Here is a 22675-nt window from a genome sequence, read left to right on the forward strand (position 1 = left end):
CGACGAAGGGCGCCCCGGCCGGAGCCGGGGCGCCCTTCGTCGTCAGGGACAGCGAGCCGTCAGAGGCCGACCTCGGACTCGAACGCGCCCTCCTCGATGCGGGCCTTGACCGCGGTGAGGAAGCGGGCGGCGTCCGCACCGTCGACCAGGCGGTGGTCGTAGGAGAGGAACAGGTACGCGAACTGGCGGATGGCGATGGTCTCCTCGCCGTCCGGGCCCGTCACGACGGCCGGCTTCTTGGTGATGGTGCCGGTGCCGAGGATCGCGACCTGGCCGCCCGGGACGATGGGCGTGTCGATGAGCGCGCCGCCCGAACCGGTGTTCGTGATCGTGAAGGTCGCGCCGGACAGCTCGTCCGGGCCCACCTTGTTGGCCCGGGTGCGGGCACCCAGGTCGCCGATCTGGCGGGCGATGCCCGCGAGGTTCAGGTCGCCGGCGTTCTTGATCACCGGGACCACCAGGCCACGCTCGGTGTCGACCGCGATGCCGACGTTCTCCGACGGGTGGTAGGTGATCTCGCCCTTTTCCGGGTCGATCGACGCGTTGATCTTCGGGAACGCCTTGAGCGCCTCGACCGCGGCGAGCGTGTAGAAGGGCAGGTAGGTGAGGTTCGCGTTCTCGCGGGCCTTGAACGACTCCTTCGCCTTAGCGCGCAGCCTGGCCACCTTGGTGACGTCCACCTCGACCACGGTCGTGAGCTGCGCCTGCGTGTGCAGCGACTCGACCATGCGCTCCGCGACGATCTTGCGCAGGCGAGACATCTTCTCCGTGGTGCCACGCAGCGGGGAGACCGGCGGCACGCTCGGTGTCTTCGGCGCGGACGACGACGCCGCAGGGGCGGCAGCGTCCGGGGCGGAGGCTGCCGGAGCGGCGGCCTTCTCGGCCGCGGCGAGCACGTCCTCCTTGCGGATGCGGCCGCCGACGCCGGTGCCCTGGATGCTCGAGACGTCCACGCCCTTCTCGGCCGCGAGCTTGCGCACCAGCGGCGTGAGGTAGGAGCCCTTGCCCGACGAGGCGGGCGCCGGGGCGGCCTCCGCGGCGGGGGCCGGGGCAGCCGGGGCCGGGGCGGCGGGTGCCGGGGCTGCTGCGGGAGCGGGAGCTGCGGGTGCCGGGGCGGGCTCCTCGGCCTGCTGCGGCGCGGCGGCGGGCTCGGGGGCGGCCGGTGCGGCGGCAGGAGCCGGTGCGGCGGCGGGTGCTGCGGCGCCGGAGCCGACGACCGCCAGGACGGCGCCGACCTCGACGGTGGCGTCTTCCTCGACCAGGAGCTGCTGCACGGTCCCGGCGACGGGGGAGGGGATCTCGGTGTCGACCTTGTCGGTCGAGACCTCGAGCAGCGGCTCGTCGACCTCCACCGAGTCGCCGACGGCCTTGAGCCACCGGGTGACGGTGCCCTCGGTGACGGACTCGCCCAGGGCGGGCAGCGTCACCTCGGTGCCCTCGCCACCACCGGCGGCGGGCGCCTCTGCGGCGGGAGCCTCAGCTGCCGGCGCCGCGGCTGCGGGAGCAGGCTCGGCGGGTGCTGCGGGAGCAGGCTCGGCGGGTGCTGCGGGAGCAGGCTCGGGCGCTGCGGGCCGCTCGGGCTCGGCGGCGGGAGCCTCGGCGGCCGGGGCGGCGTCGGAGGACCCCGCGCCGGAGCCGTCACCGACGACGGCGAGGGTGGCGCCGACCTCGACGGTCTCGTCCTCCTCGGCAAGGATCTGCTCGAGCACTCCGGCGACGGGCGACGGGATCTCGGTGTCGACCTTGTCGGTGGAGACCTCCAGCAAGGGCTCGTCGACGGCGACGGTGTCGCCGACGGCCTTGAGCCATCGGGTGACGGTGCCCTCGGTAACGGACTCGCCGAGTGCAGGGAGCTGCACGTTCTCAGACATGACCTGTGGAGTCTCCTTCGATCAGTGGGTCAGGCGACGTGCCGAGGCGGATCGGTCCAGCGGTCCGCGCCAGCCCCGGTTGCCGCGTTCTGGTCACTGCCTGCCATCTTGTCACCTCCGCGGGGTCCGCCCCAATCGTCCGAGGCCGCGGTCGGTGTGACGCTGGGAACACCCGACCCCTTCAGGACCTCCAGGACACCTGCGGCACACCTCCAGCACGAGGCCCGGCCGTCGGCGGTATTCTCGCGCCATGTCGCTCAGGACCTCGCTGGGACGCCTGCTGGGCAGGTCGGTACCCACGACCCCCGCCGGCGCCGCGCCGACGACCGGGTCGCGCGGCGAGACCGTGGCGTACCTGCAGGAGTTCGTGCGCACCCGCGTGGGCGTCGAGGCCTACGTCGAGCCGCCGAACTCCCAGACCCCGACGACCGTGCTGCTGGTCGCGACGACCGGCGAGTGGACGCGTCGCCGCGTCCCGGACGAGCGCACCGGGTTCGAGGTGGCGCGCTCGCTCGGGGTCCCGGTCTACAACGTGCGGTTCACGGGCTACCCGCAGCGCATGCGGGACTGGAGCTCGGCGCAGCGGCGCAAGGGCTGAGCAGGCACCGGGGATGGACGGCGGCGGGGCGGAGCGCTGGTCGGCGGTGGCCGACGACTGGGCCGACTACTGGGGGGAGTTCGCCGCCCCGGTCTGGGAGCCCCTGCTCGTGGCGACCCAGGTCCGACCCGGCACCCGGGTGCTCGACGTCGGCTGCGGCACGGGCGAGCTGCTGGCCCACCTGGTGGCGGCCGGGGCGGTGGCCGCCGGCGTCGACCCGGCCCCCGAGATGGCCGGGCAGGCGCAGGAGCGGAACCAAGGGGTGACCGTTCTCATCGGCGACGCCGAGCACCTGCCGTTCGACGACGACGAGTTCGACGTCGTCCTCGCCGTCAACGCCCTGCAGTTCGCCGACGACACCCGCGACGCCCTGACCGAGGCCGCCCGCGTGCTGGTCCCCGGCGGCCGCGTGGGGCTCGCCTGCTGGGCCGAGGGCGCGCGCAACGACCTCGACGTCGTCGAGTGCGCCGTCGCCGCGGCGTTCGAGGAGGACGTGCCGCCCGACGGCCCGCTGCGCCCGGAGGGCGGGCTCGAGGCCGCCCTCGCCGACGCCGGCCTGGACGTGCTGACCGCCGGCCTCGTCGAGGTGCCCTGGACGGCGGCCGACGACGAGCGGCTGGTGCGCGGGGTCCTCTTCGGCGAGGACCCCGCCACCATGGCCGAGCTCGCACCCGTCGTGGTCGCGGCCGCCGCCCCGTTCCGGACGCCGGACGGCGGCTACCGCCTCGTGGGCGCCTTGCGGTACGCGGCCGGCCGCGTCCCCGGCCGGAGCGAAACCCGCTAGAGGCCCGCGCGGCCCTCGAGGAACGCGAGCAGGGTGCGCACGCCCACGCCGGTGCCGCCGGTCGGCGTGTACCCGAACGACGAGCCCTCGTTGTACGAGGGACCGGCGATGTCGAGGTGCGCCCACGGGGTGTCGCCCACGAACTCGGCGAGGAAGTGGGCGGCGAACAGCATCCCGCCCCAGCGGGTGGGCGCGGAGTTCACCATGTCTGCGACGTTGGACTTGAGCCCCGCCTTGAGCTCGGCCGGCATCGGCATCGGCCAGAACGCCTCGCCGGCGTCGTCGGCCGCGGCCTTCACCTCGTCGCGCACGGCGTCGGTGCCCATGACGCCGGAGGTGCGGTTGCCGAGCGCCACCATCTGCGCGCCGGTGAGGGTCGCGATGTCGAGGACGACGTCGTGCCCGTCCTCGACGGCGGCGACCAGGCCGTCAGCCATGACGAGCCGGCCCTCGGCGTCCGTGTTGGTGACCTCGACGGTCTTGCCGCCGCGGATCGTGATGACGTCGGCGGGGCGCTGAGCGTTGCCGCCCGGCATGTTCTCGGCGAGGCACAGGTAGCCGGTGACCGCCACGGGCAGCCCGAGGCGCGCCGCCGCCAGGACGGTGTGCAACACGGCCGCGGCGCCCGCCATGTCGGACTTCATCGTGGGCATGCTGGCCGGCGGCTTCAGCGAGATGCCGCCGGTGTCGAAGGTGATGCCCTTGCCGATGATCGCGACCTTCGTCGTCGCCTTGGCGGGGGAGTAGGTCAGCTTCACCAGGCGGGGGCCGCGGGGCGAGCCCTGACCGACGCCCACGAGGCCGCCGTAGCCGCCCGCGGCGAGCTGCTTGTCGTCGAGCACGGACACCTTGATGCCCTTGGGGCCGAGCGTCTTGACCGCGGCCTTGGCCGCATCGACGAATGCCTCGGGGTACAGCTCGTTGGGGGCGTCGTTGACGAGGTCGCGGGTGCCGTGCACGGCGGCGGCGAGCACCTCGCCCCGCGTGACGGCGGCCTTGGCGCGGCCGGACCGGGCGAACGACGTGGCGATCTGGATGCTGCCGACGGGCGCCTTCTTCGAGGCGGCGTCGTCGGACCGGTACCGGGTGTAGGAGTACGCGCCCAGCAGGGCGCCCTCGACGACGGCGGCGAGCTCGTCCTCGTCGACTGCGGGGAGGGAGACGGCCACGGTCGCCGTGCCCGTGAGCTCGCGGGTGGCGGCGCCGGCCGCAGAGCGCAGCACCTCGGGTGCGAACGTGCCGTCAGGAGCGCGCTCGCCGAGGCCCGCGAGGACCAGGACGTCCGCCGCGACGCCGTCGCCTGCGGGGAGGCGGCGCACCTCGTCGCGGGCACCGGTCACGCCCAGGCGAGGCGCCAGGGTCTCGATCTGACGCACGAGCGGCTCGGGAAGCTGGTCCGCCACGACGGCCACGCCGTCTGAGGTGGAGCAGGTCCCGACGACGAGCGCGTCGACCTTGAGGGTGGTGGGATTCTTGCCAGTCAGGGTGAGGTCAGCCACGGGCCGATGCTATCCCTGTCCCGAGGGGTCACCGGGCGCTGCGGGTGGATCCTCGGCGTGCCCCGCACGGCCGGTAGTCTGCGGGCGTGGTTCTTCCCCTCCTGATCCTCGTCCTGGTGGCGTGCGCCGCCCTCGCGGGGTGGGCATTGTGGTTCGTCGTCCGGGACCGGGCGGTGGTGCTGCGCCAGCTCTTCGGTGCCGCGGTCGTCGAGGCGCTGGTCGTGGTCCAGGCCGTGGTGGCCGGGGTGCTGATGGCGACGCAGGACCATGCCGTCGACGCCCCCCTGTTCTGGGGGTACGTCGCGACGGCGCTGGTGGTGCTCCCCGTCGCCGCGGTCTGGGCGTTCGCCGAGCGCACCAAGTGGTCGTCCGTGGTGCTCGCCGTGGCCGCCGTCACGGTGGGCTTCCTCGACTGGCGGCTCTGGCAGATCTGGGGGGTGGCATGAGCGACACGACCACACCGGGCAGGACGGCCGGCGCTCGCGGCCGCCGCACGGGGTCGGGCTTCGGCCGGCTCCTTGTGACGGTGTACGGGGTCCTGGCGTTCGCCGCGATCGGCCGTTCGTCGTACGAGCTGGCGACCAAGTTCTCCGAGGCGCCCGTCGCCTACTCGCTCTCGACGCTGTCGGCGGTCGTGTATGTGCTCGCGACGGTGGCCCTCGCCAAGGGCGGCCCGCGCTGGCGCATCGTGGCGTGGGTCACCGTGGGCTTCGAGGCCGTCGGCGTGCTGGCCGTCGGTGCGGCCTCGGTCGCGTCGCCCGACGTGCTCGGCGAGGCGACGGTCTGGTCCGGCTTCGGGCAGGGGTACGGCTACGTGCCGCTCGTGCTGCCCTTCGTCGGGCTGTGGTGGCTCTGGCACACTCGCCCCGGCGACATCGCCGCCACGCCGCCCGAGCCGACCGCCACCGACCCGGAGGTCCGATGACCCCGTACTCCCTGCTCTTCAACGGCGTCCTCCGCCGGATGGACTCCGAGCGCGCGCACCAGCTCGCGTTCGGCGCGATCGCGCTCGCCGGCCGCGTGCCGGTGCTGCGCGACGTCGTCCAGGGCGCGATCTCGCCGTACCTGGGGCGCGGCAGCGGCGGCCCCGGCAGCATCGCGGTGCTCGGGCGCACGGTGCCGGCGCCCTTCGGGCTGGCGGGCGGTTTCGACAAGAACGCCCGCGCGATCCGGGGTCTGACGATGCTGGGTTTCGGCTTCGTGGAGATCGGCACCGTCACCCCGCGCCCGCAGCCCGGCAACGAGAAGCCGCGCATGTGGCGTGAGCTGGACCTGCGCGCGGTCCGCAACCGCATGGGGTTCAACAACGAGGGCGCCCCCGCTGCGGCCGCCCGGCTGCGCGCGCTGCGGGCCACGACCGCGGGTCGCGCGGCCGTCGTCGGCGCCAACATCGGCAAGAACAAGACGACGCCGGCCGAGCAGGCCGCCGACGACTACGCCGCGTGCGCGCGCGAGCTCGCCCCGTGGGCCGACTACCTCGTGGTGAACGTCTCGTCGCCGAACACCCCCGGCCTGCGCGACCTGCAGACCACCGCCGAGCTGCGGCCCATCCTCGTCGCCGCGCGCGACGCGGCCGACGAGGCGACGTCCGCCGCCGGGACGCGCCGCGCGCCGCTCCTGGTGAAGATCGCCCCCGACCTCGCGGCCACGGACGTCGACGCCGTAGCCGACCTCGTGACCGAGCTCGGGCTCGACGGCGTCGTGGCGGTCAACACGACCATCGGCCACGACCGAGGACCCGGCGGACTGTCGGGCCCGCCGCTGCTGGAGCGCGGGCTGGAGGTGGTCTCCCGGCTGCGCGAGCGCCTCGGCGCCGGCCCCGTGATCATCGGCGTGGGCGGGATCGCCGGCGCCGACGACGTGCGGGCATACCTGCGCGCGGGCGCGGACCTCACCCAGGGGTACACGACGTTCATCTACTCCGGGCCGCTGTGGCCGTCGCGGGTCAACCGGGCCCTCACGCGGACCCGTGGCTCCGTCGCCGCCGGGAGCATCTCGGGCGGCAGCCCGGGGAGCGCCGCATGATCCACCCGCGCTGGGAGTGGGGGCTGGACGACGCCGACGGGCGCGAGCTCTCCGCCGCGCCCAGCCCCGTGTTCACCACGCAGTACGACGCCGAGCAGTGGCTCGGCGAGCACTGGCGCGAGCTGTCCGCGGCCGGGGCGACGACCGCCCGCCTGCTGCACGGCGGGGCTCAGGCGACCCCCAGCGTGGTGCTCCCCGCCGTCTGACGGCCGGACGTCACCTGCGCCCAGGCGCGCGCGAGCCGGGGCACGGCCTCGGCGAGCTGGTCGGGGTCCCGGGTGAACGTGAGGCGGACCCGGTCGCGGGCCGAGCCGTCGGGCGTGAACGCCGGGCCGGGCGTCACCAGCACGCCGTGCGCCACCGCGGCCGCCGCGAGCGGCTGGGCGAGCGGTCGGCCCAGGTCGGCCCACAGGCACAGCCCGCCCGCCGGGGCAGACGCACGCCACTCCGGCAGGGCCTCGCGGACGAGGTCGACGAGCAGGTCGCGCCGCGCGCGCAGCTCCGCGAGCCGGCCCGGCAGGATCTCGTCGCGGCGTCGGAGCAGCTCGACGACGGCGAGCTGCTCGAGGACGGGCGTCGCGATGTCGGCGGACTCGCGGACCCGGCCGAGGCGCCGCACCACCTGCGCGTCCGCGCGCACCCAGCCCACGCGCACCCCGCCCCAGAAGGCCTTGGACGCCGACCCGATGGTGACGACGTGCGGCGACGTGCCGTTGCCGGCGAACGGCGCGGGCACCGCGGCGCCGGGATCGAGCGCGAGGTCGGTGAGGGTCTCGTCGCCCACCACGGTCACGCCCGCGCGGTCGGCGATCTCGCGGACCGCGGCCCGCTGGTCGGCGGACATCGTGGCCCCGGTGGGGTTGTGGAAGTCCGGCACGAGGTAGACGAGCCGGGGGCGGGTGCGTCGCACGGCGGACGCGAGGGTCTCGACGTCGCCGACGGGCACCCCGACCACCCGGCCGCCGAGGCGGCGGGCGGGCTCCAGGGCGTGGAAGTACGTGGGCGACTCGACGACGGCGGTCTCGCCCCGCCCGACGAACGCGTGCGTGAGCACGGAGATCGCCTGCTGCGCGCCGGTCGTGACGAGAATCTGCTCGGGCGTGGTGGGCACGCCCCGCGCGGTGTACCGGGCCGCGATCGCCACGCGCAGGGGAGTGATGCCGAGGTGCGCGTAGCCGCCGGTGCCGAGGTAGCCCGGCAGGGCCTCGAGGGCGGCGACGTAGGCGTCGTGCAGCGCGGGCGTGGCCGACGGGGTCGCCTGGGCGAGATCGATCGGCGCGTCGCTCGTGACCCCGACCGGCGTGCCGGACCGCCCCGGGAGCGCGCCGATCCTCGTCGGCAGGTCCGCCGCGGGCGCGTCGCCGGCCGGCTCGGGCGCCCGACGGCCGCCGGAGCCGTGCGGCAGCGTCGTCACCGTGCCGGACCCGACCCGGCTGGCGAGGAAGCCGAGCTCGCGCAGCCGGGCGTACGCGCCGGAGGTCGTGGTGCGCGAGACGCCGAGCGCCCCGGCGAGCTCGCGCTCGCTGGGGACCCGGGTGAGGGGCGCCAGGCTGCCCGAGAGGACCGCGGCCCGCAGAGCGTCCGACAACGCGAGATAGGCCGGCCCGCCCGCCCGCCAGTCGCCCAGCAGGCGGGCGGTGGCGGTGGGGGAGAGCTGGCGCACCGCGGGCGGCGCGGAGGTGACGGTCACGGGGCCACTGTTCCCCGATTGGATATGGAAAACAAGGCCATTGCGGCGCAGGGTGGCACCATGACGTTCTCGTTCCCGGCCCTCCTGCGACCCGTCCTCAGGCGACCCGTCCGCCGGCCGGCCTCGCATCGCCCGGTCCCTCGTGGTCTGGTCGCCGAGCACGCGACCGAGCCTTCCACCGTGCGCCCCGTGGTGGTCCTGGGCCCGGTGCGTCGCGGGGTCCAGCTGATGCTGGGGCTGCTCGGCTACAGCTGGTCGATGGCGATGCTGCTGCACGCGTCGATGGGTGCCATGCCGTGGGACGTGCTCTCGCAGGGGCTGGTGCGCACCACCGGGCTGTCGTTCGGTGCGGTGACCGGGGTCGTCTCAGTCGTGGTGCTGGCGATGTGGATCCCGCTGCGGCAGCGCCCGGGCATCGGCACGGTGGCGAACGCCGTCATCATCAGCGTGGCGATCGGGCCGTGCCTGGTCGCCGTCGCCGTGCTGGCCCCCGAGCCGGGGGTGGCGGCGCGCGTCGGCCTCGCCGTCGCCGGCATCGTGCTGAACGGCGTGTCGACCGCCGCCTACATCGGCGTGCGTCTCGGCCCCGGGCCGCGCGACGGGCTCATGACCGGCCTCGTGGCCCGCACCGGCTGGTCCGTGCGGCTAGTCAGGACCGGCATCGAGGTCGTCGTCGTGCTGGCCGGCGTGCTGCTGGGCGGCACGTTCGGCTGGGCGACCCTCGCCTACGCGTTCTGCGTCGGCCCCGTGGTGCAGGCGACCGTGCGGTGGCGCTGGTTGGTCCCGGCTGGACTGACGGGCGAGGCGGCGGACCGCCCCCGGCGCGGCTCCGTCCGCGACGTCCCCGGCGGGACACGTGACGATCGCGCCCGGGAGATCTTGCGGGCCCTCGACGTCGTCGCGCGGGAGCAGCGCGACCGGTGACCGTCTCGAGGGCTGCCACGGCGGTGACGTAGCGGTTCCTTCGCGTCCCGTGCGCGGACGCGAAGGAACCGTGGGAACGGAGCGGTTTTTTAGTTCCCTGGGGGCGGATGAGGGGAACCCGCTACGTCGCCGGCGGCGTGTGGCAGTCGGTCAGGCCACGCGGGTCTGCGGGGCGTTCTCGGCCGTCTTCGCCGGGTCGCGCTCGACGACGTCGCCGAGGACGTCGTCGATCCGTGCCATGAGCTCGGCCGGGATCGTCACGCCGGACGCCTTGACGTTCTCCGCGACCTGCTCGGGGCGGGACGCGCCGACCAGGGCGGCGGCGACGTTGTCGTTCTGCAGCACCCAGGCGATCGCGAGCTGCGCCGTGGTGAGGCCGAGCTCGTCGGCGACGGGCTTGAGCCCCTGCACCCGCGTGAGGACGTCGTCGGTCATAAAGCGGCTGATGCCGCCGCGCCCGGCCTCCGCGTCGGCTGCGCGCGAGCCGGCGGGGGCTTCCTTGCCGGGCAGGTACTTGCCGGACAGCACGCCCTGCGCCATCGGCGACCAGACGATCTGTGACAGCCCGGCCTCCCTCGACGCGGGCACGACCTCATCCTCGATGACGCGCCACAGCATCGAGTACTGCGGCTGGGAGGAGATGAGCTGGAAGCCGAGGTCCTTGGCCAGGGCCGCGCCGGCGCGGATCTGGTCGGCGGTCCACTCGGAGACGCCGATGTAGAGCGCCTTGCCCTGCCGGACGATGTCGGCGAACGCCTGCATCGTCTCGGTGAGCGGCGTCTCCGTGTCGTAGCGGTGCGCCTGGTACAGGTCGACGTAGTCGGTGCCGAGACGCCGCAGGGAGCCGTTGATCGACTCCATGACGTGCTTGCGCGACAGTCCGGTGTCGTTGGGGCCGCCCGGACCCGTGGGCCAGTAGACCTTGGTGAAGATCTCGAGCGACTCGCGCCGCTCGCCCGCGAGGGCGTCGCCGAGCACCTGCTCCGCCTTGGTGTTGGCGTAGACGTCCGCGGTGTCGAACGTGGTGATGCCGGCGTCGAGCGCGGCGCGCACGCACTGCGTGGCGACGTCGTTCTCCACCTGGGAGCCGTGGGTGAGCCAGTTGCCGTAGGTGATCTCGGAGATCTTCAGACCACTGTTGCCGAGGTACCGGTAGTTGACCATGGCGTCACCCTAGATCGGCCGGGCGGTCACTCCGGCCAGACGCCGTGCTTCTTCGACATCGGCTTGGGCAGGCGCGAGCGACGGATCTGGAAGGCGCGCATGACGGCGTACATCAACGTGCCCTTGGGGACCTCGCCGAACTTGGTGTGCAGCCGCTTCTTCAGCCCGCGCCACATCAGGAACGCGTCGGCGATGGTGAGCAGCACGATCGCGTACAGCAGCATGAGCACGACGGCGGACATCGTCACGTTCTGCATGAAGATCAGGTTCAGCACGATGAAGCCGAACGCGATCGGCAGGAAGAACTCGCCGAGGTTCCACCGGGCGTCGACGTAGTCGCGCACGTAGCGCTTCAGCGCGCCCTTGTCGCGCGGCGGCAGGTGGCGCTCGTCGCCGGTCTGCATCGCCTTGTACTCGAGGTTGCGCTGCTCGCGTGCCTTCTCCCGCGCGGCGCGCGTCGCGGCCTTGCGGTCGTTCGGCACCAGCGGGCGCTTGTTGGCGGCCTCGGCGACGCTGCGTTTCGGCGTCGGGCGGCCCTTGCGGCTGTCGGCGACGCCGGCCTTCTCGATCTCGGCGGCCGCGTCGACGGGGTCGCTGGCATCGGGGGCGGGCGGCGTCGCGCCGGACTTGTTGCGGGAGAACACACTCTCAGAGTAGTCGAGCGCGCGGGTAGCGTGAGCCGCGTGACCGACTCGAACCACGCCACCCCGGACGCTGTCCCCCACGACGCCGCCACCCTCCGCGCGCACGTCGAGCGACTCTTCCCCGCGCTCCAGGCCGACCTCGAGCGCCTCGTGCGCATCCCGAGCGTCTCGGCCGCCGCCTTCGACCAGGCGCACGTGGCCGCGAGCGCGGACGCCGTGGCCGCGCTGCTGCGCGACGCGGGCCTGCCCGACGTGCGCATCCTGCGCTCCGACCGCCCCGACGGGACGCCCGGCGCCCCCGCGGTGATCGCGCGCCGGCCGGCGCCCGGGGGCCGCCCGACCGTCCTGCTGTACGCGCATCACGACGTGCAGCCGCCGGGCGACGCCGCGACGTGGGAGACCGACCCGTTCGAGCCGGTGCAGGTGGGGGAGCGCCTCTTCGGGCGGGGCGCGGCCGACGACAAGGCGGGGCTGATCGCCCACGTCGGCGCGCTCCGGACCCTGGCCGCCCTCGCTGAGGGGCAGGACGGCGAGGCGCTGCCGCTGGGCGTGACCGTCTTCGTCGAGGGCGAGGAGGAGTCCGGCTCCCCGAGCTTCCACCAGTTCCTCGCGGACCACCGCGAGCTGCTCGCCGCGGACGTCATCGTCGTCGCCGACTCCACCAACTGGAAGGTCGGCGTGCCCGCCCTGACCACGTCGCTGCGCGGCCTGGTCGACGGCGTGGTGGAGATCGAGGCGCTCGCGCACGCCGTGCACTCCGGGATGTTCGGCGGGCCGCTGCTCGACGCGAACACGCTGCTCGCCCGCCTCATCGCGACCCTCCACGACGACGCCGGGAACGTCGCGGTGCCCGGCCTGACGAGCGCGCCAGAGCCCGAGGTCGACTACGACGAGGCGGCGTTCCGCGCGGACTCCTCTGTGCTCGACGGCGTGCGGCTCGCCGGCGATGGCACCATCGCGGGCCGCCTCTGGGCGAAGCCGGCGCTGTCGGTCATCGGGATCGACGCCACGAGCGTCGCCCACGCCTCCAACACGATCGCGCCCCGCGCGGCGGCGAAGCTGTCGCTGCGCATCCCGCCGGGCCAGGACCCGCAGGCGGCGGAGGACGCGCTGCGCGCGCACCTCGAGGCGAGTGCCCCGTTCGGCGCGCGGGTCACCTGGCGGCCGGGCGAGCAGGGCCGGTCGTTCCACGCGGCCGACGACACGGCGGCGATGCGGGCCGCGCGATCGGCGTTCGCCGCCGCCTGGGGGGTCGAGCCGGTGGACATCGGCGTCGGCGGGTCCATCCCCTTCATCGCCGACCTGCTCGAGTTCTTCCCCGACGCCGCCGTGCTCGTGACCGGCGTCGAGGACCCGGACTCGCGCGCGCACGGCGCCAACGAGTCGGTGCACCTGGGCGAGCTGCGCCACGTCGTGCTCGCCGAGGCGCTGCTGCTGCGCCAGGTCGCGACGACCGGCATCTGAGGGATGAGGGCCGAGGGATGACCGACGACGCGTTCGGGGCCGCCGCCGGGAGGGCGATCATGGTGCCGCTGCTCCCGTGCGGCGGCACGGAGGCGGACCTCGACGAGATGGTCGCGTTCTGGACGGGGCTCGGCCTCGAGGTCACGTACCGGCAGCGCCGCCCCAACCCGATCGTGGCGTTCGGCCGGGGCGGTATCCAGCTGCAGTACTACGGGATGCCGGGCTGGGACCCGGAGCAAAGCCACTCGTCGTGCGTGGTGGTCGTGCCGGACATCGAACCGGTCTACGAGGCGTTCGCCGCGGGGCTGAAGGAGATGCTCGGGAGGCTGCCCATGTCGGGGGCGCCGCGCGTGACACGGCCGCGGCGCCGGGCGAACAACGCGGGGCTGAGCGGGTTCAGCCTCGTCGACCCGGCGGGCAACTGGGTGCGCGTCACCCGAGCCCCCGAGACGCCGGTCGTGGCGGGGGAGGGTGGCACGACGCCGTGGACGTCGGGCGGCGGCGGGCCGCTGGCCCGGGCGACGGAGAACGCCGTCGTCGTCGCGGACTCGCACGGCGAGGTCGCGCAGGCGCGCAAGCTGCTGGGCGGGGCGCTCCGGCGCGCGTCGGGCACCACGCCGCCCGCCGGCGAGCTGGCGTCCGCCCTCGCCTTCCTCGCCGAGCTCGCGGTGCGGGCGGGCGACTCCGGCGCCGCCGGCGACCTGCTGTCCGAGCTCGACGCGCTGGCGGCGGGGAGCGACGACCCCGCGGTGCAGCAGGCGGTAGAGGAGGCGCAGGGCCTGCACGACGCCGGTCCCGCGTGACGCCCGCCGTCGGGACCGTCCTGACGACGGAGCCCGACGGCGGCCCTCAGGCCTCGGAGCGGTCTCGGTGGGCGATGTCCAGGGCGCGGGCCCACGCGGCGACGTCGCCGGGGAGCTCGGGGCTGCGCTCCGGCGCGTCGGATCCCATGAGCGCCACGACGTCGGGGGCGGGGATGCGCGCGTTGCCCGGGCCGAGGAAGCGACCGGCGACGTACCCCTTGGCGTAGAGCCGGCCGCCCTGGCCGGTGAAGACCTGCTCGAGGTAGATCACGCGCTCGTCCCAGCCGAGGATCCGCGTCGTGATCTCGACCCGGTCCCAGAGCTGGAGCGACCGCTTGTAGGTGATCGTCGAGGCGGCGACGACCGGGTACCACTTGCGGTCGCCGATCTTGCTGAAGCCGTCGATGTCGGCGATGTAGTTCGACCGGGCCACGTCCATCATCTGCAGGTACGAGCCGTTGTTGACGTGCAGGTACATGTCGAGGTCGCCGGGGTGCACGCGCATCCGCGTCACGGACGGGTCGAGCAGGCCCCGACCAGGGATCGGCTTGCGCGGTCGCAGGGAGGCCCAGGCGAGCTGGATCATTCGAGTCACCTGAGCAGGTTATATCGGATACGGCCGGTAGCAGGTACTTTGCGCGCCCGTCCGGGTCAGACCGGGGGCGCCGGGTCGTACTGGATCCCGCGGCGGACGGCGCGCGCGACCTCGGGCGACTCCAACCGGGCCACGAGGTGCAGCGCCATGTCGATGCCCGCCGAGACGCCCGCGGCGGTCACGATGTCGCCGTCGTCGACGAACCGGGCCTCCGTGTCGATCACGACGCTCGGGTCGATGGCGGCGAGGTCGTCGTAGTGGTCGCGGTGGGTCGTCGCGGGCCGCCCGCCCAGCAGCCCGGCCGCGGCGAGCACGAGCGCGCCGGTGCACACGCTCGCGACGATCGGCGTCTGCGCTCGCACCTGGCGCAGCCACTCCAGGTGCGTGGCGTCGGCGATCATCGCCCGCGTGCCCCACCCGCCCGGATGGACCAGCACGTGCAGCGGGCCGACGTCGTCGGCGGAGCGGGCGGGCAGGATCCGCAGCCCCTTGGCCAGGCGCACCCCGTCGCCGTCGCGGGAGAAGGTGCTCACATGCGGCTTCGGCCCCGACTCGGCGCTCGAGTGTTCCTCCCAGGCGGCGAGCACCTCGAACGGCCCGACGACGTCGAGCTCCTCCGCCTCGTCGAAGACGAGGATGCCGATGTGGAGCCCGCCGTCGGTGCTCATCGTCGTGTCCTTCCGTTCCGCGGAGTCGCTCGCCCGCGCGCCGGGCGGTCAGATCCCCGGCAGCGCCAGCATCTGGTCGAGCGCGACCCGTGCCCAGTGCGCGTCGTCGGGGTCGACCACGATCCGGTTGACCGTGCGCCCGTCCGCGAGCGACTCCATCGCCCACACGAGGTGGGGCAGGTCGATGCGGTTCATCGTGGAGCAGAAGCAGACGGTCGAGTCGAGGTAGTGCACCTGCTTGTCCGGGTGCGCCTTGGCGAGGCGCCGCACCAGGTTGAGCTCGGTGCCGACGGCCCAGGAGCTGCCTGGCTCGGCGGCCTCCAGCGCCTTGATGATGAACTCGGTGGAGCCGACGTGGTCGGCGGCCGTCACGACCTCGTGCTTGCACTCGGGGTGCACCATCACCTGGACGCCGGGCACCTTCGCCCGGACGTCGGACACGTTGCGCTCCGAGAAGCGGCCGTGCACCGAGCAGTGCCCACGCCACAGGATCATGCGGGCGTCGCGCAGCTGCTGCTCCGTGAGGCCGCCGAGGGGCTTGCGCGGGTCGTAGACCACGCAGTCGTCGAGGCGCATCCCGAGCTCGCGGACCGCCGTGTTGCGGCCCAGGTGCTGGTCCGGCATGAAGAGCACCTTGCCGGTGCCCTCGACGCCGCCCACCCGTTCGAACGCCCAGCGCAGCGCCACCTGCGCGTTCGACGACGTGCACACGGTGCCGCCGTGGCGCCCCGTGAACGCCTTGATCGCGGCGGTGGAGTTCATGTACGTCACGGGCACGGTGTCGTCGGCGATCCCGACGTCCTGCAGCATCGCCCAGGCCTCCTCGACCTGCGAGATCTCCGCCATGTCCGCCATGGAGCAGCCGGCGGCGAGGTCGGGCAGCACCACCTGCTGGGCATCCGAGGTGAGTATGTCCGCGCTCTCGGCCATGAAGTGCACGCCGCAGAAGATGACGAACTCGGCCTCGGGTCGGGCGGCCGCCTCGCGCGCGAGCTTGAAGGAGTCGCCCGTGATGTCGGCGAAGTCGATCACCTCGTCGCGCTGGTAGTGGTGGCCCAGCACGAAGGCACGGTCGCCGAGGGCCGCGCGGGCGGCCCGGGCGCGTTCCACGAGGTCGGGGTCCGACGGCGCGGGTAGCGCGCCCGCGCACTCGACGCCGCGCTCGGATTCGAGATCGCGGCCCTGGCCGAGCAGCAGCAGCGCGGACGGTGCGGGCTCGAGGAAGCCGGTCGAGGCGCCCGCGGATTCGTTCAGCAGGGTGGTCACCCGCTCATGCTTCCACAGCGCACGCCCGCGCGGCGTCGGGCGCCGCGTCACGATCGGCTGTCACGATCGGCCGTCACGATCGGCGCGACCGTGCGGGCGTGTGCCACGATCGCGGGATGCACGTGCTGCTCTGCCTCGGCGGCGACGCCGACACCCTGGGCCCGGCGCTCGCGACGGCGTGGCGCGACGCGGCGCCCCGATGCACCATCGAGACGGTCGCGCTCGCCGAGACGCCGGCGGCCCCCGCCGACGGCTCGCACCCCGGCGGCGTCTTCGTGCCCTTGTCCGCGCTCGGCCTCGGGAGCGTCGCGGAGCAGGCCGAGGGGCCGCTCGGGGTGCAGGCGCGGGCGGCCGACCTCGTGGTCGTGCACGTGCCGGTGCTCGACGGCGGGTCGACGCACGAGGGTCGCGTCGCGCAGGCGGTGCGGGCGGCCGCGCCGCATGCCGTGCCGGTCGTCGTGCTGGCGGGCCGCAGCGAGGTCTCGCGGCGTGAGTGGTCGGGGGCCGGGATCAGTGGCGTGCACGAGGTGGGGCCCGACCCGGTGGCGGCCGTCGCACGGGTGGCCCGCACCTGGGCGCCGTCCTGGGCCTGATGCACCGGGATGACCGGTCGTGACCGGTCAGGACGGCTTGCGCGGCGCGCCTGTGACCCGTGTCATCGCGCCCCGGAAATTCGCGCGTAGGATCGGGAACAGCCGCACCCGGTCCGCATGTTGGAGGAAGCATGACCGACACCACCGAGATCGCCACGCACGGCGTGGACATGTCCGACGTCGCCGCGGGGAAGGTCCGCAGCCTGCTCGAGCAGGAGGGCCGCGACGACCTCCGTCTGCGCGTAGCCGTCCAGCCCGGCGGCTGTTCCGGCCTCATCTACCAGCTCTACTTCGACGAGCGTCTGCTCGACGGGGACGCACTGCGCGACTTCGACGGCGTCGAGGTCGTCGTGGACCGTATGAGCGTGCCGTACCTCGAGGGCGCGTCGATCGACTTCGCCGACACGATCGAGAAGCAGGGCTTCACGATCGACAACCCGAACGCGGGCAGCTCTTGCGCGTGCGGTGGCTCGTTCGGCTGAGCCGCTGACCTGACTCCGACGGCCCGGTCACCCTCGTGGCGACCGGGCCGTCGTGCGTCCGGACGCTGCCCTCAGGAGCCGTGCCCTCAGGCGCTGTCGCCCAGCCGCACCGTCAGCACCCAGGCGGGGCCGCCGGCCGTCATCTCTCGACGCTCCGCCTCGCCGGCCATGGTGTGCTCGCGCATCCGAGCCCAGGCGGGTACGTCGTGGCGGGCCGCCGGGTCGGTGGCGACCACGGTGACCAGCGTGCCCGGCGGCAGGTCGCGTGCCCGCGCCGCGAGCCGGATCACGGGGAGCGGGCAGCGCAACCCGCGTGCGTCGACCACCTCGTCGCCGGGGAGGTCGGCGGGCAGCTCGCCGCCGGCGGGCGTCGTCACAGGCCACCCACGCCGAGCACGTCCCGCACCCGCTGCACGGCGCCGGGCAGCACGCCCAGGAAGCGGTCGACGTCGTCCTCGGTCGTGGACCGGTCCAGGGCGATCCGCACGTTGCCGTGCGTGAGCACGCCCATCGCCGCGAGCACGTGCGAGGGCTCCAGGGTGCTCGCGGTGCAGGCCGAGCCCGAGCCCACGGCGATGCCCGCGCGATCGAGCTCGGTCACCAGCGCCTCGCCATCGACATAGAGGCAGGAGAACGTCACGACGTGGGGGAGCCGGTCGTCCGAGTCGCCCACCACCTCGACGTCGGGGAGCGTGGCGACGGCGCGACGCACGCGCTCCACGAGCACGCGGCGGCGCGCGTCCTGCTCCGCGCGGTCCGCCGCGACGGACTGCAGGGCGACGGCGGCGGCGAAGGCCGCCGGCACGCTGACGCCGCCCGGCGCCCAGGGGTCCGCGTCCTCGGGGCCCGGCGGCACGGTCCGGACGCGCTGGCGCACGGCGAGGATGCCGACGCCGGCGGGCCCGCCCCAGTCGGCCGGGTCGGCGGCGAGGAGGTCCCAGGCGCCGGGGACGTCGTCGTGGCCGAGGCTCGCGCCCGCATCCACGAGCAGCGGGACCCCGGCCGCACGGGCGGCCGCGTGCGCCGCGGCGAGCGGCTGCCGCGTCCCGACCTCGCCGTTGGCGTGCTGGAGCGCGGCGACCGCGACGCGGCGGCCGCGCACGGCGGCGCCGAAGGCGTCGGCGTCCACGCGGCCCTGGCGGTCGACGTCCACGACCTGGCGCGCACCGCCGTGCAGGGCCGACGCGGAGGACGCGGCGTGCAGGACGGCCGCCCGCTCGGCGGCGCCCACCACGACGTCGCCCCCGGCGCGGCGCCGGGCCGCAGCGGTCCCGAGCACGGCGGCGTGCAGGGCGGCGGTGTGGCTGGCCGTGAACCGGACCTCCTCGGTACGGGCGCCCAGGAGGCCGGCGACCGCCTCGCGGGCGCCGTCGAGGAGCCGTGCGGCGCGCCGGCCCTCCGTGTGCAGGCGGTGCGGGTCCGCCCAGCCGTCGTCCATCGATTGCAGCAGCGCCTGGCGTGCGAGCGGGTGCAGGGGTGCGCTCCCGCCGTTGTCGAGATGCACGCGGGGCGGCGCCGCAGCCGGGGAGGCGCCCGCATGGTCGGTGGTGTGGGTCACAGGTGCGCTCCGGTGGGTGGCGGTCGGGTCGTGAAGTCGCCGGCACGGTCCTCGGGGGCGTCGAACGGGTCCGGACGCGGCGTCTGAGGCACGATCGTGCCATCTCGAGCGGTTCGTCGAGGGGAGCGCGACGATCGACGGCGGCGCGAGGTTCTGACACCTCAGGGTAACGATCTGACACTCCCTGAGAGTCTGTGTGCAACTCGCAGATGTGGACGTCCGGTGCGGAAAGAGTCACGTCCTGACGGGGGCGCTGCGGCGTCGAACCCGCTCCGGGCGCGCTAGGCTACATCTCATCGAGGACGAAGGTCCTGTCCACGCGCCCGTTGCCCTAAGGGGGGCCGTGGCCTCGGGCAGGACGTGACGTGAAAGGCCTCCCTTGCACTCGAAGAGCACCACCCGCACACGGCGGGTCATCCTGCGCGCGACGGCGATCGCCGGCGCGGTCGTAGTCTTGGCCTCCGGCTGTGCCAGCGACTCCGTGAAGCGCGGATACCTGCCCGGCTACACCGACGGGGAGGTGACCAACCAGACCGAGCGGATCACGAACCTCTGGGTCGGCTCCTGGATCGCGGCACTCATCATCGGCTTGATCACGTGGGGGCTGATGCTGTGGTGCGTCGCTGCCTACCGCAAGCGCCGCGACGACCACCAGCTCCCGGTGCAGACCCGGTACCACATGCCGCTCGAGATCATGTACACGGCCGTGCCGACCATCATGGTCATGGTCCTGTTCTTCTACACCGACCGCGACATGTCGGCGGTGCAGGACACCTCCGGCGAGGCCGACGTGAACATCCAGGTCATCGGCAAGCAGTGGAGCTGGGACTTCAACTACCTGGACGCCGGCGTCTACGACACCGGCCAGCACCTGCGTGACGTCGGCGGGCAGACGGTCGAGGACGAGGTCGACCACACGCCGGGCACCTCCAAGGAGGTGCCGACGCTCTACCTGCCGGTCGATCAGTCCGTCGAGTTCACGCTCGACTCGCGCGACGTCATCCACTCCTTCTGGATCCCCGCGTTCCTGTACAAGAGGGACATGATCCCGGGGCGGACCAACACGTTCCAGGTGACCCCGACGCGTGAGGGCACCTATGCCGGCAAGTGCGCCGAGCTCTGCGGCGAGTTCCACTCCGGCATGCTCTTCAACGTCCAGGTCGTGTCGCAGGCGGAGTACGACGCCCACATGGACGACCTGCGGGACGCGGGGCAGACTGGTGAGCTCGGACTCGACCTGAACCGTCAGCAGCACCCTGAGTCAGCTACCGACGCCAGCACCGAGGAGGGCGAAGGCTGATGGCCGTCACCACCGAAACCGCGCACGGCGCCGAGGTCATTCCTGGCCTTCCGCCGAAGCACCAGAACTTTGGCCGCACCGTGATCAAGTGGATCACCTCCACGGACCACAAGACGATCGGGTACATGTACCTCATCACGTCGTTCGTCTGGTTCGCCGTGGGCGGGGTCCTCGCGCTGCTCATCCGCGCCGAGCTGTTCATGCCGGGCATCCAGGTGGTGCAGAGCAACGAGCAGTACAACCAGCTCTTCACGATGCACGGCACGATCATGCTGCTCCTGTTCGCGACACCGCTGTTCGCGGGCTTCGCGAACGTGATCATGCCGCTGCAGATCGGCGCGCCGGACGTCGCGTTCCCGCGACTCAACATGTTCGCCTACTGGCTCTTCTTCTTCGGCGGCATCATCGCGGGGGCCGGATTCTTCACCCCGCAGGGTGCGGCTTCGTTCGGCTGGTTCGCCTACGCGCCGTTGTCCAACACGACGTTCAGTCCAGGGCTCGGTGGAGACCTATGGGTGTTCGGGCTGGCCCTGGCCGGCTTCGGCACGATCCTTGGTGCGGTCAACTTCATCACCACCATCATCACGATGCGTGCGCCGGGCATGACCATGTTCCGGATGCCGATCTTCACCTGGAACACGCTCGTCACCAGCCTGCTGGTCCTGATGGCCTTCCCGCCGCTGGCCTCCGCGCTGTTCGCGCTCGGCGCCGACCGCCGCCTCGGTGCGCAGGTCTTCAACCCCGATAATGGCGGGGCGATCCTGTGGCAGCACCTGTTCTGGTTCTTCGGCCACCCCGAGGTGTACATCATCGCGCTGCCGTTCTTCGGCATCGTGTCGGAGATCTTCCCGGTCTTCAGCCGTAAGCCGATCTTCGGGTACAAGACGCTGATCTACGCGACCATCGCGATCGCTGCCCTGTCCGTGACCGTGTGGGCCCACCACATGTACGTGACCGGGGCCGTGCTGCTCCCGTTCTTCGCCTTCATGACGATGCTCATCGCCATCCCGACGGGAGTGAAGTTCTTCAACTGGATCGGCACGATGTGGCGAGGGAAACTCACCTTCGAGACACCCATGCTGTGGTCGATCGGCTTCCTCGTGACGTTCCTCTTCGGCGGCCTGACCGGCGTCATCCTGTCGAGCCCGGCCCTGGACTTCCACCTGTCCGACTCGTACTTCGTGGTGGCGCACTTCCACTACGTCGTCTTCGGCACCGTGGTCTTCGCGATGTTCGCCGGCTTCTACTTCTGGTGGCCCAAGTTCACCGGCCGCATGCTCAACGAGCGGCTCGGCAAGGTGCATTTCTGGCTGCTGTTCGTCGGCTTCCACATGACGTTCCTGATCCAGCACTGGCTGGGTGTCGAGGGCATGCCGCGTCGGTACGCCGACTACATGCCCGAGGAGGGCTTCACCTGGGAGAACCAGGTCTCCACGGTCGGCGCGTTCATCCTCGCTGCGTCGACGCTGCCGTTCCTCTGGAACGTGTACACCACCTGGCGCAACGCGCCCAAGGTGACCGTGGACGACCCGTGGGGCTTCGGGCGCTCGCTCGAGTGGGCCACCAGCTGCCCGCCCCCGCGGCACAACTTCACCTCTCTGCCCCGCATCCGCTCCGAGTCGCCCGCCTTCGACCTGCACCACCCCGAGGTCGCGGCGCTGGAGCAGGCCCCTGGCCACGGTGGGCTGGACGCCGTCTACGGCGACCCCGACCGACGAGGCCAACAGGAGCTCGTCGAGGAGCGGCGCGACACCGACTCCTCGGCCAAGTCCCAGTCGACCACTACGGTGATCGACGACGAGCGGCCGGACGACCAGGAGGACCGCAAGTGAAGATCGAGGTCAAGCTCTTCCTGTTCCTCGCCCCCTTCTTCGTCGTGGTGGGTGTCATCTACGGCTTGGTCTCCGGGTTCCGTGACGCTGTGGGCTACCTCGGGCTCCCGCTCGTGGGTGCCCTGATGGCGATGATCGGCGCGTACCTGGCGCTCACCGCGCGCCGGATCGACCCGCGGCCCGAGGACGACGAGGAAGGCGAGATCGAGCAGGGTGCCGGCGACCAGGGCGTGTACGCGCCGTGGAGCTGGTGGCCGCTGGTCATCGGAGCCTCCGCCGCGATCGCGTTCCTCGGCCTGGCCGTCGGCTGGTGGGTGCTGTACGTCGGCTTCGCCCTGGGCGTGATCGGCCTCGTCGGCTGGGTCTTCGAGTTCAGCCGCGGCCAGCACGCGCACTGACGTCCGGGCGCGTCGCGCGCACACGGGATGTCTTAGGGCCCCCCGCTCCAGCCGGAGCGAGGGGCCCTCGTGCGTCCGCCTCACGGATCGGCAACGATCGCCCGATCGCGGCGCCCTCGAGCCTGCGGGGGCCAGGAGCTCGCGGCGTTCACGCAGGGCGGCGGTGGTGGCGAGCAAGGGGCCACGCTCGAGGACACGTCGACGCAGATGTCCATGCCGTCATGGGGATGGACATGGACATGATCCTCCTCGGCGGCACCATGTATATCGCTATGGGCGAGCTGAGCCAGGGCGAGTACTTCTGGATGTCTCTGGACGAGATGGCCGAGGACCCGGCCATGGCGGTTACGTTCGACTCGATGGAGTCCATGGAGGCCGGGGCCCAGACCGAGGCGATGGCCGACGCGGTCACCTCGACGTGGAGTCGACCTTCAGCAAGTGGGGCGCGCGGGTCGACGCGAGATAGAGAAGCTGTGGAGGGAATCGAAACTATTGTGGTCCCCCCCTGTCTTCTCTC

25 protein-coding genes are annotated in these 22675 nt (G+C 73.1%); 15 read left to right on the forward strand and 10 right to left on the reverse strand.

Annotated features, from left to right (window positions below; genetic code table 11):
* Nucleotides 1-59: 59 nt before the first annotated feature.
* Nucleotides 60-1871 (reverse strand): 2-oxoglutarate dehydrogenase, E2 component, dihydrolipoamide succinyltransferase, encoded by a 1812-nt coding sequence (gene sucB, locus AC1C2W_RS18640; protein ID WP_495413966.1) that lies wholly within the window; start codon nt 1869-1871, stop codon nt 60-62.
* Nucleotides 1872-2121: 250 nt separating this feature from the next.
* Here sucB and AC1C2W_RS18645 point away from each other — a divergent pair, with 250 nt between their 5' ends.
* Together AC1C2W_RS18645 and AC1C2W_RS18650 are read left to right on the forward strand one after the other, a co-directional pair.
* Nucleotides 2122-2469: an oxidoreductase gene (locus AC1C2W_RS18645; protein ID WP_495413967.1), complete on the forward strand. Its 348-nt coding sequence runs from the start codon at nt 2122-2124 to the stop codon at nt 2467-2469.
* 13 nt (nt 2470-2482) lie between these two features.
* Nucleotides 2483-3253 carry a class I SAM-dependent methyltransferase gene (locus AC1C2W_RS18650; protein WP_495413968.1) on the forward strand — a complete coding sequence of 257 codons (771 nt, stop codon included), beginning with the start codon at nt 2483-2485 and terminating at the stop codon, nt 3251-3253.
* On the opposite strand, the gene AC1C2W_RS18655 is transcribed toward AC1C2W_RS18650, so the two are convergent.
* Nucleotides 3250-4752, reverse strand: coding sequence for a leucyl aminopeptidase (locus AC1C2W_RS18655; RefSeq protein WP_495391165.1), 1503 nt, complete (start codon nt 4750-4752; stop codon nt 3250-3252). The genes AC1C2W_RS18650 and AC1C2W_RS18655 overlap by 4 nt on opposite strands.
* 86 nt (nt 4753-4838) lie before the next feature.
* Between AC1C2W_RS18655 and AC1C2W_RS18660 the strand changes: the two genes are divergently transcribed.
* From AC1C2W_RS18660 to AC1C2W_RS18675, 4 genes are read left to right on the forward strand one after another with little or no spacing between them, the layout of a single operon-like run.
* The gene (locus tag AC1C2W_RS18660) at nt 4839-5198 is read left to right on the forward strand and encodes a hypothetical protein (protein ID WP_495391166.1); all 360 of its coding nucleotides are present in this window, start codon (nt 4839-4841) and stop codon (nt 5196-5198) included.
* Nucleotides 5195-5677 (forward strand): hypothetical protein, encoded by a 483-nt coding sequence (locus AC1C2W_RS18665; protein ID WP_495391167.1) that lies wholly within the window; start codon nt 5195-5197, stop codon nt 5675-5677. Before AC1C2W_RS18660 ends, AC1C2W_RS18665 begins: the two co-directional genes overlap by 4 nt.
* Complete coding sequence (locus AC1C2W_RS18670; RefSeq protein ID WP_495413969.1) at nt 5674-6777, forward strand: quinone-dependent dihydroorotate dehydrogenase; 1104 nt, start codon at nt 5674-5676, stop codon at nt 6775-6777. Before AC1C2W_RS18665 ends, AC1C2W_RS18670 begins: the two co-directional genes overlap by 4 nt.
* Nucleotides 6774-6983 carry a hypothetical protein gene (locus AC1C2W_RS18675; RefSeq protein ID WP_495391169.1) on the forward strand — a complete coding sequence of 70 codons (210 nt, stop codon included), beginning with the start codon at nt 6774-6776 and terminating at the stop codon, nt 6981-6983. Before AC1C2W_RS18670 ends, AC1C2W_RS18675 begins: the two co-directional genes overlap by 4 nt.
* Here the strand turns inward: AC1C2W_RS18675 and yczR are convergent.
* Nucleotides 6947-8467 carry a MocR-like transcription factor YczR gene (gene yczR, locus AC1C2W_RS18680; RefSeq protein ID WP_495413970.1) on the reverse strand — a complete coding sequence of 507 codons (1521 nt, stop codon included), beginning with the start codon at nt 8465-8467 and terminating at the stop codon, nt 6947-6949. The genes AC1C2W_RS18675 and yczR overlap by 37 nt on opposite strands.
* 180 nt (nt 8468-8647) lie before the next feature.
* On the opposite strand from yczR, the gene yczE reads away from it, so the two are divergent.
* Nucleotides 8648-9391: a membrane protein YczE gene (gene yczE / locus AC1C2W_RS18685; protein ID WP_495413971.1), complete on the forward strand. Its 744-nt coding sequence runs from the start codon at nt 8648-8650 to the stop codon at nt 9389-9391.
* A gap of 150 nt (nt 9392-9541) precedes the next feature.
* Here the strand turns inward: yczE and AC1C2W_RS18690 are convergent, their stop codons facing one another.
* Nucleotides 9542-10555, reverse strand: coding sequence for an aldo/keto reductase family protein (locus AC1C2W_RS18690; RefSeq protein WP_495391172.1), 1014 nt, complete (start codon nt 10553-10555; stop codon nt 9542-9544).
* 26 nt (nt 10556-10581) lie between these two features.
* Nucleotides 10582-11199 carry a DUF3043 domain-containing protein gene (locus AC1C2W_RS18695; protein ID WP_495391173.1) on the reverse strand — a complete coding sequence of 206 codons (618 nt, stop codon included), beginning with the start codon at nt 11197-11199 and terminating at the stop codon, nt 10582-10584.
* A 39-nt stretch (nt 11200-11238) separates the two neighbouring features.
* On the opposite strand from AC1C2W_RS18695, the gene AC1C2W_RS18700 reads away from it, so the two are divergent.
* Together AC1C2W_RS18700 and AC1C2W_RS18705 are read left to right on the forward strand one after the other, a co-directional pair.
* Nucleotides 11239-12663 (forward strand): dipeptidase, encoded by a 1425-nt coding sequence (locus tag AC1C2W_RS18700; protein ID WP_495413972.1) that lies wholly within the window; start codon nt 11239-11241, stop codon nt 12661-12663.
* Nucleotides 12664-12680: 17 nt separating this feature from the next.
* On the forward strand, nt 12681-13466 hold the full coding sequence (locus AC1C2W_RS18705; RefSeq protein ID WP_495413973.1) for a DUF8817 family protein: 786 nt from the start codon (nt 12681-12683) through the stop codon (nt 13464-13466).
* Between the two features lie 46 nt (nt 13467-13512).
* On the opposite strand, the gene AC1C2W_RS18710 is transcribed toward AC1C2W_RS18705, so the two are convergent.
* From AC1C2W_RS18710 to nadA, 3 genes are all read right to left on the reverse strand, one after another.
* On the reverse strand, nt 13513-14052 hold the full coding sequence (locus tag AC1C2W_RS18710) for an acyl-CoA thioesterase (RefSeq protein ID WP_495413980.1): 540 nt from the start codon (nt 14050-14052) through the stop codon (nt 13513-13515).
* Between the two features lie 65 nt (nt 14053-14117).
* Nucleotides 14118-14729, reverse strand: a complete 612-nt coding sequence (locus tag AC1C2W_RS18715; RefSeq protein ID WP_495391176.1) for a DJ-1/PfpI family protein — start codon at nt 14727-14729, stop codon at nt 14118-14120.
* A 48-nt stretch (nt 14730-14777) separates the two neighbouring features.
* Entirely contained in the window at nt 14778-15995 is a 1218-nt protein-coding gene (gene nadA / locus AC1C2W_RS18720) for a quinolinate synthase NadA (protein WP_495413974.1), read from the reverse strand.
* A gap of 116 nt (nt 15996-16111) precedes the next feature.
* Between nadA and AC1C2W_RS18725 the strand changes: the two genes are divergently transcribed.
* Both AC1C2W_RS18725 and AC1C2W_RS18730 read left to right on the forward strand, forming a co-directional pair.
* The gene (locus AC1C2W_RS18725) at nt 16112-16588 is read left to right on the forward strand and encodes a hypothetical protein (protein ID WP_495391178.1); all 477 of its coding nucleotides are present in this window, start codon (nt 16112-16114) and stop codon (nt 16586-16588) included.
* A 131-nt stretch (nt 16589-16719) separates the two neighbouring features.
* Nucleotides 16720-17070: a HesB/IscA family protein gene (locus AC1C2W_RS18730; protein WP_495391179.1), complete on the forward strand. Its 351-nt coding sequence runs from the start codon at nt 16720-16722 to the stop codon at nt 17068-17070.
* A gap of 86 nt (nt 17071-17156) precedes the next feature.
* Here AC1C2W_RS18730 and AC1C2W_RS18735 read toward each other — a convergent pair whose 3' ends face one another.
* Together AC1C2W_RS18735 and AC1C2W_RS18740 are read right to left on the reverse strand one after the other, a co-directional pair.
* Entirely contained in the window at nt 17157-17447 is a 291-nt protein-coding gene (locus tag AC1C2W_RS18735) for a sulfurtransferase TusA family protein (protein ID WP_495413975.1), read from the reverse strand.
* Nucleotides 17444-18628 carry a cysteine desulfurase family protein gene (locus AC1C2W_RS18740; RefSeq protein ID WP_495391181.1) on the reverse strand — a complete coding sequence of 395 codons (1185 nt, stop codon included), beginning with the start codon at nt 18626-18628 and terminating at the stop codon, nt 17444-17446. The genes AC1C2W_RS18735 and AC1C2W_RS18740 overlap by 4 nt, the downstream gene beginning before the upstream one ends.
* 379 nt (nt 18629-19007) lie before the next feature.
* On the opposite strand from AC1C2W_RS18740, the gene ctaC reads away from it, so the two are divergent.
* The 4 genes from ctaC to AC1C2W_RS18760 all read left to right on the forward strand — a co-directional run.
* Nucleotides 19008-19928, forward strand: coding sequence for an aa3-type cytochrome oxidase subunit II (gene ctaC, locus AC1C2W_RS18745; RefSeq protein WP_495391182.1), 921 nt, complete (start codon nt 19008-19010; stop codon nt 19926-19928).
* Nucleotides 19928-21760 carry an aa3-type cytochrome oxidase subunit I gene (gene ctaD / locus AC1C2W_RS18750; protein ID WP_495391183.1) on the forward strand — a complete coding sequence of 611 codons (1833 nt, stop codon included), beginning with the start codon at nt 19928-19930 and terminating at the stop codon, nt 21758-21760. Before ctaC ends, ctaD begins: the two co-directional genes overlap by 1 nt.
* Nucleotides 21757-22158 carry a cytochrome c oxidase subunit 4 gene (locus AC1C2W_RS18755; RefSeq protein ID WP_495391184.1) on the forward strand — a complete coding sequence of 134 codons (402 nt, stop codon included), beginning with the start codon at nt 21757-21759 and terminating at the stop codon, nt 22156-22158. The genes ctaD and AC1C2W_RS18755 overlap by 4 nt, the downstream gene beginning before the upstream one ends.
* A 233-nt stretch (nt 22159-22391) precedes the next feature.
* Nucleotides 22392-22675 (forward strand): hypothetical protein (locus AC1C2W_RS18760; protein WP_495413976.1); only part of this gene is annotated, 284 nt, incomplete at its 3' end.

The sequence above is a fragment of the Isoptericola sp. Y581 genome, assembly GCF_059445475.1.

Coding starts and splice junctions, on each gene's coding strand:
- AC1C2W_RS18645 (WP_495413967.1), top strand. CDS start 2,122: ATGTCGCTCAGGACCTCGCTGGGACGCCTGCTGGGCAGGTCGGTACCC.
- AC1C2W_RS18730 (WP_495391179.1), top strand. CDS start 16,720: ATGACCGACACCACCGAGATCGCCACGCACGGCGTGGACATGTCCGAC.
- AC1C2W_RS18715 (WP_495391176.1), bottom strand. CDS start 14,729: ATGAGCACCGACGGCGGGCTCCACATCGGCATCCTCGTCTTCGACGAG.
- AC1C2W_RS18705 (WP_495413973.1), top strand. CDS start 12,681: ATGACCGACGACGCGTTCGGGGCCGCCGCCGGGAGGGCGATCATGGTG.
- AC1C2W_RS18690 (WP_495391172.1), bottom strand. CDS start 10,555: ATGGTCAACTACCGGTACCTCGGCAACAGTGGTCTGAAGATCTCCGAG.
- AC1C2W_RS18710 (WP_495413980.1), bottom strand. CDS start 14,052: ATGATCCAGCTCGCCTGGGCCTCCCTGCGACCGCGCAAGCCGATCCCT.
- AC1C2W_RS18650 (WP_495413968.1), top strand. CDS start 2,483: ATGGACGGCGGCGGGGCGGAGCGCTGGTCGGCGGTGGCCGACGACTGG.
- AC1C2W_RS18725 (WP_495391178.1), top strand. CDS start 16,112: ATGCACGTGCTGCTCTGCCTCGGCGGCGACGCCGACACCCTGGGCCCG.
- sucB (WP_495413966.1), bottom strand. CDS start 1,871: ATGTCTGAGAACGTGCAGCTCCCTGCACTCGGCGAGTCCGTTACCGAG.
- ctaD (WP_495391183.1), top strand. CDS start 19,928: ATGGCCGTCACCACCGAAACCGCGCACGGCGCCGAGGTCATTCCTGGC.
- AC1C2W_RS18675 (WP_495391169.1), top strand. CDS start 6,774: ATGATCCACCCGCGCTGGGAGTGGGGGCTGGACGACGCCGACGGGCGC.
- AC1C2W_RS18670 (WP_495413969.1), top strand. CDS start 5,674: ATGACCCCGTACTCCCTGCTCTTCAACGGCGTCCTCCGCCGGATGGAC.
- AC1C2W_RS18665 (WP_495391167.1), top strand. CDS start 5,195: ATGAGCGACACGACCACACCGGGCAGGACGGCCGGCGCTCGCGGCCGC.